This is a genomic window from Streptomyces cyaneochromogenes, from assembly GCF_003963535.1.
Lineage (GTDB): Bacteria > Actinomycetota > Actinomycetes > Streptomycetales > Streptomycetaceae > Streptomyces > Streptomyces shaanxiensis.
The window spans coordinates 7,511,166-7,522,861 of record NZ_CP034539.1 but is presented as its reverse complement, the minus strand read 5'-3'; the positions used below and the strand labels follow the sequence as shown (position 1 = coordinate 7,522,861).

At 69.9% G+C, this 11,696-nt stretch carries 9 protein-coding genes; 3 read left to right on the top strand and 6 right to left on the bottom strand.

From position 1 onward, the window contains the following. Positions 1-79 precede the first annotated feature (79 nt). Both EJ357_RS34335 and EJ357_RS34330 read left to right on the top strand, forming a co-directional pair. Positions 80-1,756, top strand: coding sequence for an ATP-binding protein (locus EJ357_RS34335; RefSeq protein WP_175647619.1), 1,677 nt, complete (start codon positions 80-82; stop codon positions 1,754-1,756). Beyond that, positions 1,753-2,433 (top strand): response regulator, encoded by a 681-nt coding sequence (locus EJ357_RS34330; RefSeq protein WP_126395576.1) that lies wholly within the window; start codon positions 1,753-1,755, stop codon positions 2,431-2,433. The genes EJ357_RS34335 and EJ357_RS34330 overlap by 4 nt, the downstream gene beginning before the upstream one ends. A gap of 183 nt (positions 2,434-2,616) precedes the next feature. Here EJ357_RS34330 and EJ357_RS34325 read toward each other — a convergent pair whose 3' ends face one another. The 3 genes from EJ357_RS34325 to EJ357_RS34315 form a co-directional block, all read right to left on the bottom strand. Then, entirely contained in the window at positions 2,617-4,209 is a 1,593-nt protein-coding gene (locus EJ357_RS34325; protein WP_126395575.1) for a solute symporter family protein, read from the bottom strand. Continuing rightward, positions 4,206-4,679, bottom strand: coding sequence for a DUF485 domain-containing protein (locus EJ357_RS34320; protein WP_126395574.1), 474 nt, complete (start codon positions 4,677-4,679; stop codon positions 4,206-4,208). Before EJ357_RS34320 ends, EJ357_RS34325 begins: the two co-directional genes overlap by 4 nt. Before the next feature lie 267 nt (positions 4,680-4,946). Continuing rightward, positions 4,947-7,070, bottom strand: a complete 2,124-nt coding sequence (locus EJ357_RS34315; RefSeq protein WP_126395573.1) for a DNA gyrase/topoisomerase IV subunit B — start codon at positions 7,068-7,070, stop codon at positions 4,947-4,949. Positions 7,071-7,514: 444 nt separating this feature from the next. Between EJ357_RS34315 and EJ357_RS34310 the strand changes: the two genes are divergently transcribed. Beyond that, positions 7,515-7,745: a DUF7455 domain-containing protein gene (locus EJ357_RS34310; protein ID WP_030945102.1), complete on the top strand. Its 231-nt coding sequence runs from the start codon at positions 7,515-7,517 to the stop codon at positions 7,743-7,745. A gap of 101 nt (positions 7,746-7,846) precedes the next feature. Here the strand turns inward: EJ357_RS34310 and EJ357_RS34305 are convergent, their stop codons facing one another. The 3 genes from EJ357_RS34305 to EJ357_RS34295 form a co-directional block, all read right to left on the bottom strand. Then, on the bottom strand, positions 7,847-8,695 hold the full coding sequence (locus EJ357_RS34305) for a S1 family serine peptidase (RefSeq protein ID WP_126395572.1): 849 nt from the start codon (positions 8,693-8,695) through the stop codon (positions 7,847-7,849). A 133-nt stretch (positions 8,696-8,828) separates the two neighbouring features. Then, a complete protein-coding gene (locus EJ357_RS34300) occupies positions 8,829-10,361 on the bottom strand; it encodes an RNA polymerase sigma factor (RefSeq protein ID WP_126395571.1) in 1,533 nt (510 codons plus the stop codon). A gap of 429 nt (positions 10,362-10,790) precedes the next feature. Further along, a complete protein-coding gene (locus EJ357_RS34295) occupies positions 10,791-11,678 on the bottom strand; it encodes a FadR/GntR family transcriptional regulator (RefSeq protein WP_126395570.1) in 888 nt (295 codons plus the stop codon). Positions 11,679-11,696: the final 18 nt, after the last annotated feature.

Sequence of the window (11,696 nt, the reverse complement as noted above, 5' to 3'; positions counted from 1 at the left end):
CCCCAACCCGGCATCCACCACGAGATCCACGCCACACCCCTCTACGGGCCATCCCACGCACCCACGTACCGTCATGGGTATGAGCCCCACTCCCCCCGCCCGCCGCCTGCGCCTCGGTCTGCCCCGGCAGATGTTCGCGCAGGTGCTGCTGATGCAGGTGGCGATCGCCGCGGGAGTCGCGGTGCTCGCGACCGGCCTGTTCCTCGCCCCGCTCAGCGACCAGCTGGACGACCAGGCGATGCGCCGCGCGCTGTCGATCGCGCAGACCACCGCGGCACAGCCGCAGATCGCCGAGGACCTGGCGGGCACGCCCGCGACGGCCGGCGGGCCGGTCCAGCGGGAGGCGGAGCGGATCCGTGAGGCAACCAAGGCCGAGTACGTCGTCGTGATGGACCGGCGCGGGGTGCGCTGGTCCCATCCCACGTCGAGCGAGATCGGCAGGATCGTGTCGACCGACCCGGGCCAGGCCCTCGCGGGCCACGAGGTCATGCAGATCGACAGCGGCACCCTGGGCCGCACCGCACGCGGCAAGGTGCCGTTGCGCGACGGCGACGGGAAGATCATCGGCGCCGTCTCGGTCGGTATCGCGTACGACAGCGTGCGGGCCAGGCTGCTGCACGCCATCCCGGGGCTGTTCGCGTACGCGGGCGGCGCCCTGGCGGTCGGCGCGCTGGCCGCCTGGCTCATCTCCCGCCGGGTCCAACGGCAGACCCGTGACCTGGCCTTCTCCGACATCTCGGCGCTCCTTGCGGAGCGCGAGGCGATGCTGCACGGCATCCGGGAGGGCGTCGTCGCCCTGGACCGCGGCGGCCGTATCCGCCTCCTGAACGACGAGGCACGGCGGCTGCTCGGCATCGGTGACGAGGCCGTCGGCCGGTCCCTCGACGAGGCGCTCGGCGAGGGCCGTACGACCGACGTGCTGGCCGGCCGGGTGACCGGCACCGATCTGCTCACGGTCCGCGGCCAGCGCGTCCTGGTCACCAACCGCATGCCCACCGACGACGGCGGCGCCGTCGCCACTCTGCGCGACCGCACCGAGCTGGAGCAGCTCGGCCGGGAGCTGGACTCGACGCGCGGCCTGATCGACGCACTGCGCGCCCAGGACCATGAGCACGCCAACCGTATGCACACCCTCCTCGGTCTGCTCGAACTGGAGATGTACGACGACGCCGTGGAGTTCGTCGGCGAGGCGGTCGGTGATCACCGGGCCACCGCGGAGCAGGTCGCCGAGAAGATCCAGGACCCGCTGCTCGCCGCCCTGCTGGTGGGCAAGGCGACCGTGGCGGCCGAGCGCGGTGTCGCGCTGCGTCTGGCGGACCGCACGGGGCTCCCGGACCGGCTGATCGACCCCAGGGGGCTCGTCACGATCGTGGGCAACCTCGTGGACAACGCGCTGGACGCCGTCGCGGGCACCCCGCACGCGCGCGTGGAGGTCGAACTGCGCGCCGAGGGGCGTACCGCGATCCTCAGGGTGCGCGACACGGGGCCGGGAATCCCCGAGGAGCAACGCGAGTTGATCTTCACCGACGGGTGGTCCACCAAGAAGCGCCCGGCCCACCGCGAGCGCGGCATCGGTCTCTCCCTCGTCCGCAGGCTCGCCGAACGGCAGGGTGGCAGTGCGGTGGTGGAAGAGGCGGCCGGCGGGGGCGCGGAGTTCACCGTCGTCCTGCCCGAGGCGCTGGCCGAGCCGGACCTGGAGCCCGCCCTCGCCGTGCCGTCAGATGCGCAGTCCGTCGCCGAGGAGGAGTCGCGATGATCGAGGTCCTGGTGGTGGACGACGACACACGCGTCGCGCGGGTCAACGCCGCCTACGTCGGGAAGGTGCCGGGCTTCCACGTCGCGGGCGAGGCGCACAACGTGGCGGAGGCGCTGCGCCAGGTGGAGGAGCTGCCCCAGCTGGACCTGGTCCTCATGGACCACTATCTGCCCGACGGGACGGGGCTGTCGGCCGTCCAGGAGATGCGGCGTCGCGGCCACCACACCGACGTGATCATGGTGACGGCGGCGCGGGACGTGTCGACGGTGCAGGCGGCCATGCGGTACGGCGCGCTGCAGTACCTGGTCAAGCCGTTCGCCTTCGCGGGCCTGCGCGCCAAGCTGGAGGCCTACGCGGAGCTGCGCCGCACCCTCGACGGCGGAGGCGAGGCGGAACAGGCCGAGGTGGATCGTATCTTCGGCGCCCTGTCGGCCCCCTCGGAGCCCGACCTGCCCAAGGGCCACTCCCCCACGACCGCGGAACTCGTACGCCGCTCCCTGATGAACGCCGAAGGCCCCCTGTCGGCCCAGGAGATCGCCGAGCGGACCGGGGTGAGCCGGCAGACCGCCCAGCGCTATCTCAAGCTCCTGGAACGCACGGGACGGGCCCGCCTCACCCTGAAGTACGGGGACGCGGGCCGCCCGGAACACCGTTACGTGTGGGCGACCCGCGCCTGAGGCACGGTCCGTGGGGGCGGGGGAAGGGAACCGTGCCACCCCTACATACGGATGCGGGCCGCCCAAGCGTCAGCCGTCCGGTGAAACGTACGGCGATGAAGGCGCCCGCCAGTGCCGGGTCCGCGATCCCGGCATGGCGGGAAGACGCCTCCTAGACCCCTCGTAGACCACTCCTAGACCCTCCTAGACCGCCCCCGCCCCTGTCAGCGAGCGCACCTCGGTCTCCGCATGCTTGGCCTCGTCGGGGACCTCGGCCGAGGTGACGGTGCCGAGCCAGCCGGCGACGAAGCCCAGCGGGATCGAGACCAGGCCGGGGTTCTGCAGGGGGAAGTACTCGAAGTCGACCCCGGGGAACAGCGAGTCGGGGCTGCCCGACACCACGGGCGACAGCAGCACGAGCACCACGGCCGGGATCAGACCGCCGTACACCGCCCATACGGCCCCGCGCGTGGTGAAGTCCCGCCAGAACAGCGAGTAGAGCAGCACCGGCAGGTTGGCGGACGCGGCGACGGCGAAGGCGAGGCCCACGAGGAAGGCGACGTTGAGGTCGCGGGCCAGCAGTCCGAGGGCGATCGCGACCACGCCGATGCCGACCGCGGCGACCCGTGCCACGGCCACCTCGCTGCGGGGCTCGGCGCCCCGGCGTCGTAGTGAAGCGTACAGATCGTGGGCCACGGAGGCCGAGGACGAGAGCGTGATGCCGGCGACGACCGCGAGGATCGTGGCGAAGGCGATGGCCGCGACAAGCGCGAAGAGAACCGTTCCTCCGGTGGAGTCCGCGCCACCGCCCAGATCGAGCGCGAGCAGCGGTACGGCCGTGTTCCCGGCCGCGTTCGACCCGCGGACGGCCTCGGACCCGAGGATGGCGGCCGCGCCGAAGCCGAGGACGATGGTCATCAGGTAGAAACCGCCGATGAGCCCGATCGCCCAGACCACGGAGCGCCGTGCGGCGCGGGCGGTGGGCACGGTGAAGAAGCGGGACAGGATGTGCGGCAGTCCGGCGGTGCCGAGCACGAGCGCCAGGCCCAGGCTGATGAAGTCGAACCGGGCTGTCCAGTCCCCGCCGTACTTGAGCCCGGGCGCCAGGAACGCGTCACCGTGACCACTGCGCTCGGCCGCCGTGAGCAGCAGCCGGTCGAAGTCGCCGTGGAAGCGCAGCAGGACGAGCACGGTCAACGCGACGGTACCGCCGAGCAGCAGGACCGACTTGACGATCTGGATCCAGGTGGTGGCCCGCATCCCTCCCAACGACACATAGATCACCATGAGCGCGCCGACGCCGATGACGGTCCAGGCCTGCGCCGCCTCGCTCCTGCCCCCGAGCAGCAACGCGACCAGGGTGCCCGCGCCCACCATCTGCGCCACCAGATACAGAACGGACACGGTGACCGAGGAAGTTCCCGTCGCGATCCGCACGGGACGCTCCCGCATCCGAGCGGCGACCACGTCGGCGAGGGTGAACCGTCCGCAGTTGCGGACCAGTTCGGCGACGAGGAACAGCACCACCAGCCAGGCCACGAGGAAGCCGACCGAGTACAGCAGCCCGTCGTAGCCGAACAGGGCGATGAGCCCCGAGATGCCGAGGAAGGAGGCTGCCGACATGTAGTCACCTGCGATGGCAAAACCATTCTCCATGGGCGTGAAGAGCCGGCCGCCCGCGTAGAACTCCTCGGCCGAACCATGCCGGTTGCGGCTCACCCACGTCGTGATCCCCAGCGTGATCGCGACGAACACGCCGAACAGCAGCAGCGCCAGGGTCTGGTGATCGACCGTCACGAGGCACCGCCTACCGGTCGCCCCTGTGTGACGCGCGTCAACTCCTGGGTGTCCCAGCGCAGTTCGAGCGCCGCACGGTCCCGTCGCAGCCGCGCGTGGCGCGCGTAGGCCCAGGTGAGCAGGAAAGTGCTGAGGAACTGTCCGAGCCCGGCGATCATCGCGACGTTCACCGCGCCCGCGACGGGACGGGCCATCAGCCCTGGCGCGGCGGTGGCGGCCACGACGTACGCCACGTACCAGGAGAGGAACACGGCAACCGCCGGAACCACGAACCTCCGGTAGCGGCTGCGCACTTCCCGGAAGGCCGCGCTGCGCTGCACCTCGAGGTACACGTCGCCCGCGGTCGGCGGGGTCGCCTCGGGAGCGCCCGTATCGTCCAACTCCCCCCACCCGGAGGCGAGGGCGTCGTACCAGGGATCGTCGAACCGCGCGCTTCCGGCTTCGCGGGGACGACCGTCGCTTGAGTGCATGACCAAGCATGGACAGAACGGAAAGATCCCCGACTCTTCTTCTTTGGGCGCTTCACCCCATCAGGTGACGCACCCCACAAAGACCCGATACCGGATAACCGCCGACAGTCCGTCGACGGCCGCCAACTGCCGCCGACGGCGAGAACACGCCACTGAGGCCACCCGCACCTGGCGACGAATGCCGCACGAGCGGTGCGGGTGGGAACCCGAGTCAGGGCCGAAGGCGGAGCCAGGGCCGAAAAGCACGGCCCAAGCCCAGCGCGGCGGCTACGCGTCGATGCGCGACCTGTCCAGCGTCGCCGCGGAGCTTGAGATGAACTCCTTGCGCGGCGCCACATCGTTCCCCATCAGCAGATCGAAGACCCGCTCGGCGGCCTCCAGGTCGGACAGGGTGATCCGGCGCAGCGTGCGATGGCGCGGGTCCATGGTCGTCTCGGCCAGCTGGTCGGCGTCCATCTCACCGAGACCCTTGTAGCGCTGGATGGAGTCCTTGTACCGGACCCCCTTGGTCTCGAACTCCATGAGCTTGTCGCGCAGCTCACGGTCCGAGTACGTGTAGACGTACTTGTCCTGCCCCTTCTTGGGCTGGACGAGCTCGATCCGGTGCAGCGGCGGCACCGCGGCGAACACCCGGCCCGCCTCGATCATGGGCCGCATGTAGCGCTGGAAGAGCGTCAGCAACAGGGTCCGGATGTGCGAGCCGTCCACGTCGGCGTCGGTCATCATGATGATCTTGCCGTAGCGCGCGGCGTCGATGTCGAAGGTCCGGCCGGACCCCGCCCCTATGACCTGGATGATCGCGCCGCACTCGGCGTTCTTGAGCATGTCGGTCACGGACGACTTCTGGACGTTGAGGATCTTGCCGCGGATCGGCAGCAGCGCCTGGAACTCGGAGTTCCGGGCGAGCTTGGCGGTGCCGAGCGCGGAGTCTCCCTCGACGATGAACAGCTCACTGCGGTCGACGTCGTCGCTGCGGCAGTCGGCGAGCTTGGCGGGCAGCGACGAGGACTCCAGCGCCGTCTTCCGGCGCTGCGCGTCCTTGTGCTGGCGGGCCGCGATACGCGTACGGGCCGCCGCGACGGCCTTCTCGAGAACCACGCGCGCCTGTGCCGCGGCGTCCCGCTTGGTGGACGTCAGGAACGCCTTGAGCTCCTTGGAGATCACGGTGTTCACGATGCGCCGGGCCGCCGAGGTGCCCAGGACCTCCTTGGTCTGGCCCTCGAACTGCGGCTCGGCCAGGCGCACGGTGACGACCGCGGTGAGGCCCTCCAGGGCGTCGTCCTTGACGATGTCGTCCTCGGCGACGCGCAGCAGCTTCTTGCCGCGCAGCACCTCGTTCATGGTGCTGGTCACGGCCGTCTCGAAGCCCGCGACGTGGGTGCCGCCCTTGGGGGTGGCGATGATGTTCACGAACGACTTCAGGGTCGTGTCGTACCCCGTGCCCCACCGCATCGCGACATCGACGTCGAGCTCACGGGTCACCTGGGTGGGGGTCATCTGGCCGTGCTCGTCCAGGACCGGGACGGTCTCCCGGAAGGTGCCCTGGCCGGAGAAGCGCAGGACGTCGCAGACCGGCCTGTCGGCGGCCAGGTACTCGCAGAACTCGCTGATGCCGCCGTCGAAGCGGAAGGACTCCTCGCCCTTGCTGCCGCCGTCGCCGAGGCCGAACTCGTCGCGGACGACGATGGTCAGGCCGGGCACCAGGAACGCGGTCTGGCGGGCGCGCTGATGCAACGTCTCCAGAGCGAGCTTGGCGTCCTTGAGGAAGATCTGGCGGTCGGCCCAGTACCGCACGCGCGTGCCGTTGCGGGTCTTGGGGATCTTCTTGGTCTTGCGCAGGCCGCTCTTGGCGTCGAACTTCGCGTTCGGGCCGTCGGCGGCGAAGGCCCCGGGGACACCGCGCCGGAAGCTGATGGCGTGGGTGTGGCCGTTGCGGTCCACCTCGACGTCCAGCCGCGCGGACAGGGCGTTCACCACGGAGGCGCCCACGCCGTGCAGACCGCCGGAGGCGGCGTAGGAGCCGCCGCCGAACTTGCCGCCCGCGTGCAGCTTGGTCATGACGACCTCGACGCCGGACATACCGGTCTTGGGCTCGACGTCGACCGGGATGCCCCGGCCGTTGTCCCGGACCTCCACGGACCCGTCGTCGTGCAGGATCACCTCGATGTGATCGCAGTAGCCGCCGAGGGCCTCGTCGACGGAGTTGTCGATGATCTCCCACAGGCAGTGCATGAGACCGCGGCTGTCGGTCGACCCGATGTACATACCCGGGCGCTTGCGCACGGCCTCGAGCCCCTCGAGGACGAGCAGGTGCCGCGCGGTGTAGTTGGAACCGTCCCGGTCTGCTCCTGCCAGCAGCGCTGTGGACGGCACGGACGTCTCGGCGGTCACGCGGTTCGCTCCTCGCTGAATTTCAGATGACGCCCTGATGGGTAAGGGCGCGGCTTCGGTCGCCGTCAAGAGGGTACCGAGGCCTGGTAGAGCCGTTGTAACGCCACCCTCGTGCGAACCACAGACTAGTCCAGGGTCGCATGCATGTTCGATCCCTCGATGGGGTGAAGTACATATCACGTTCCCTTCCAGGCATGAACCAAATAGGCTCCGGGCACGTCCTCATGAACAAACCGGCAAGCCAGCCGGGAGGACCGACCTTGACCGACAGCGCGAAACCGTAAGCACGACAGAGACGCAATACGGCACATTCGCCGCCAAACCGGCAGCAGCCGGCCGCCCCGGAAAAATTTCACTCTGGGTGAAGCCACGAGCGGGAACGTTTTGGGGCTGGTTGGATGTTGACCCTGGTACGACAGCTCGTCGAGCTAGAGAAGAGGCGACGTGACTACTGTTCTGACCCCCGCGAGCCCGCTGACGGCCGCTGACCGCTGCGACCGTTGCGGCGCCCAGGCGTACGTGCGCGTCGTCCTGCTCAGCGGCGGAGAACTGCTCTTCTGCGCCCACCACGGTCGCAAGTTCGAGCCGGAACTCAAGAAGATCGCCGCTGAGATACAGGACGAGACGGAGCGGCTGACGTCCGTTCCCGCATCGGCGTCCGAAGAAGAGCGCTGACACCTCGCATCCACGACGAGCCAGCTCCGGCACAGGCCGGTTTGACGGGCGGCCGCCCCTGACCTCAGGGGCGGCCGCCCGCGCTCATACCCCGCGATCCCTCAGGCCCTGTCAGCCGCCCGGACGGTCCACCGCAGGGTCCGTGCGATCTCGGACACCCGCGTGTAGACGCCGGGACTGCCGGCGCGGCCGCAGCCGGTGCCCCAGGACACCAGCCCGATCAGCTTCCCGTGAGCGACCAGCGGCCCTCCGCTGTCTCCCTGACAGGCGTCCCGCCCTCCCTGCGGCTCTCCGGCGCAGACCATGCTGTCTGCCATGTACGTGCCTTCACCACCGCCCGGATACGCCCTCCTGCAGTGAGCGTCGGGCAACACGTGCACCCGCGCCGCCCGCAGCCCTCGCGCGTAGTCACCCGCGCCCGTGATGTCCCCCCACCCGTAGACCAGGGCGCCGGCTCCCGGCGTGTAGGCGGGATCGCCCGCGCCTGCCATCCCGATCACCGAGCCGGCGGGAAGCGGCTGGGCGAGGGTGAGCACGGCGAAGTCGCCCGCGTTGGTGGCACTGTCGTAGGCCGGGTTGACCCAGATGTTGCGGACTCGGATCTCCTGGCCCCGGTTCGACAGCAGGTCCGTACGGCCCGCGATGACACTGAAGTCGCGCATCTGTTGCGGCGACGTCCCGAGAACCTCCTCGCTCATGCAGTGAGCCGCGGTGAGGACGGTGGACCGACTGACCGCCACCCCGACACAGAACTGGCCGGCCCGCGTACCTCCGAACCGGTCACGACTGGACAGCGCCACGGTCCAGGGACTGACTGACACATCAACCGGGGCCCCGCCGACGACGACGCTGTCGGCAGCAGCAGGGGCGGCGGACACCAGCGGTATGGCGGCTGCCGCGGCCGCCATAACCAGCGGCCCGGCCAGCGCCCGGGCAAAGGTACGACGCATGACGCTCCTCACTCTCGGGTGCTCGTGGAAAACCCAGAGTGAGTCAGGCCGCCGCACCCCGCACCTGCGGCAACAGCGCGAAGGCCCGGTCCCCACTCGGGAGACCGGGCCTTGTGTGTCGTACGAAGGCGACTTAGTCGAGGTAGTCGCGCAGCACCTGGGACCGCGACGGGTGGCGCAGCTTCGACATCGTCTTGGACTCGATCTGGCGGATGCGCTCGCGCGTCACGCCGTACACCTTGCCGATCTCGTCGAGGGTCTTCGGCTGACCGTCGGTGAGACCGAAGCGCATCGAGACGACGCCCGCCTCGCGCTCGGACAGGGTGTCGAGGACCGAGTGCAGCTGCTCCTGCAGAAGCGTGAAGCTGACCGCGTCGGCCGGGACGACGGCCTCGGAGTCCTCGATGAGGTCACCGAACTCGCTGTCGCCGTCCTCGCCCAGAGGAGTGTGCAGCGAGATGGGCTCGCGGCCGTACTTCTGGACCTCGATGACCTTCTCCGGGGTCATGTCGAGTTCCTTGGCCAGCTCCTCCGGGGTGGGCTCGCGGCCCAGGTCCTGGAGCATCTGACGCTGCACGCGCGCGAGCTTGTTGATGACCTCGACCATGTGCACCGGGATACGGATGGTGCGGGCCTGGTCGGCCATGGCGCGGGTGATCGCCTGACGGATCCACCAGGTGGCGTACGTGGAGAACTTGTAGCCCTTGGTGTAGTCGAACTTCTCGACCGCGCGGATCAGACCGAGGTTGCCCTCCTGGATGAGGTCCAGGAAGAGCATGCCGCGGCCGGTGTAGCGCTTGGCCAGGGAGACCACCAGACGGAGGTTGGCCTCCAGGAGGTGGTTCTTGGCGCGGCGGCCGTCCTCGGCGATGATCTCCAGCTCGCGCTTGAGCTTGGGGGCGAGCTTGTCGGCGTTGGCCAGCTTGTCCTCGGCGAACAGACCGGCCTCGATGCGCTTGGCGAGCTCGACCTCCTGCTCGGCGTTGAGCAGGGGGACCTTGCCGATCTGCTTGAGGTAGTCCTTGACCGGGTCGGCGGTGGCGCCGGCCGCGGCGACCTGCTGCGCGGGCGCGTCGTCCTCGTCCTCGTCGGAGAGCACGAAACCGGCGCTCTCGGCGCCCTCGGGCTCATCGCCGGGCTTGGCGTCCTCGAGCACCTCGTCCTCGAGAACCTCGGCGTCGTCCTTGCCGGCGGTCGTCTTCTTGGCCGCCGTCTTCTTGGCGACGGTCTTCTTCGCGGCCGCCTTCTTCGCGGTCGTCGTCTTCTTGGCGGCGGCCTTCTTCACGGGCGCCTCGTCCTCGACGGCGGGCTCGGCGGCGGGCGCAGCCGGGGTGGCGGTGGCGGTGGCCTTCTTGGTGGTCACCGTCTTCGCCGCGACCGTCTTGGTGGCGGTGCGCTTGGCCGGACTCTTCGCTGCGACGCTCTTTCGGGTGCGCTTGGGCTCCGCGGCACTGACCATCAGCGTCACACCCTCTTCCTCGAGGATCTGGTTGAGGCTGCGCAGTACGTTCTTCCACTGAGTGGCCGGAATCTGGTCAGCTTCGAAGGCCCGACGCACATCGTCGCCGGCGATCTGCCCCTCAGCCTTTCCCCGCTCGATAAGAGCCATGACAGAGACGGACTCGGCGATCTCCGGCGGGAGCGTACGGGATGTGCTGGCCGACACGAACAACCTCTCGGAACGTTGGAAAACGGCTTCCGGCCCCGTCCACGGCGGACAGGAGCCGACCACCGACCTGGGGATGGGCCGACGGTGCGGGCGGGGGCCGGGAAGATGCACAGCGCCTTGAACGGCGTCCGTATTCCCTCCTCGGCTGTCACCTCTTAGGTCATCGCGCTGCATCCCCGAGCGTTACGCCCAATCTGCGTGGCCCGAGTCACATCCCGTAACCATTCAAAAACGGGCAGATACTCACAGAAGGTGTCACCCGAAGCCTTGACCCATGAACTGTACGGCGATTCCGCGGCCTCGTCGCACCGTCGGACCCGCAGGATCCGGGGTGGATCCTGCGGGTCCGACGGGAGGACGCGCGGACCGAGTGGCGCCCCAGGAGGGGGGAGGCGCCTTCCTCAGCCGCGCGACCGGGGTGGGCGGTCAGTGCTCACGGGGTGCGGGCACCACGCGCTCCACCTCGGGATGGACGGTGAGAAGTTGACGCATGGCCGTCTCGGCGGCCGCGCCGTCGCCGGCGGCGAGCGCGTCGACGATCCTGCTGTGCTGCGCCAGCGACGCCTCGTTCGGCCGGTCACAACCCGTGACAGGCCCGCCGGAGACCTGCAGGGCGGCCGAGACGATCCCCGACAGATGCTCCAGCATGCGGTTGCCCGCGACCTGGATGAGGAGCGTGTGGAACTCGGTGTCGGCGCGGGAGAAGGTGAGGACGTCGCCCTGGCCCATCGCGTGGCTCATGATCTCGACCATGTCGGCGAGCCGCTGCTGGACGTCGTCGCGCCCGTGCCCGGCCGCGAGGCGGGCGGCGAGCGGCTCGATCGTCCAGCGCAGCTCGCTCAGCTCCCGACGCTGATCGTCGCGCTGCGGCCCGAAGGCGCGCCACTCGATGATGTCCGGGTCGAGGAGGTTCCAGTCGCTGACGGGACGCACGCGCGTGCCCACGTTGGGGCGGGCACTGACCAGGCCCTTGGCCTCCAGGACGCGGAGCGACTCGCGGACGACGGTGCGGGAGACCTCGAAGCGCTGGCCGATCTCCTCGGGCACGAGCGGACGGTCGGCGCCCAGGTCGCCGGAGACGATCATCTGGCCGAGCTGCTGGACGAGTTGGCCGTGCAGCCCGCGTCCGCGGCTGCCGGCGGCGCGCCTGCCGACACGGCCCAGATCCGGGTCCGCGCCTTCCCACGCGGGGACGCCGACGCGGTCGGCGACGGGGGCCTCGGCGTAGGGGTAGCGGTCGAGATCGCCCGGGCCGGCCAGACCGGAGTCGGCGGAGCGGGCGGCGGTCATCATGGTGTGCGCAAGGGTACTCACGGATCCTTTGTCGGCGCC

Excerpts from the sequence above, each read along its gene's own strand:
- EJ357_RS34335 (WP_175647619.1), top strand. The coding sequence starts at position 80 with ATGAGCCCCACTCCCCCCGCCCGCCGCCTGCGCCTCGGTCTGCCCCGG.
- EJ357_RS34330 (WP_126395576.1), top strand. The coding sequence starts at position 1,753 with ATGATCGAGGTCCTGGTGGTGGACGACGACACACGCGTCGCGCGGGTC.
- EJ357_RS34320 (WP_126395574.1), bottom strand. The coding sequence starts at position 4,679 with ATGCACTCAAGCGACGGTCGTCCCCGCGAAGCCGGAAGCGCGCGGTTC.
- EJ357_RS34305 (WP_126395572.1), bottom strand. The coding sequence starts at position 8,695 with ATGCGTCGTACCTTTGCCCGGGCGCTGGCCGGGCCGCTGGTTATGGCG.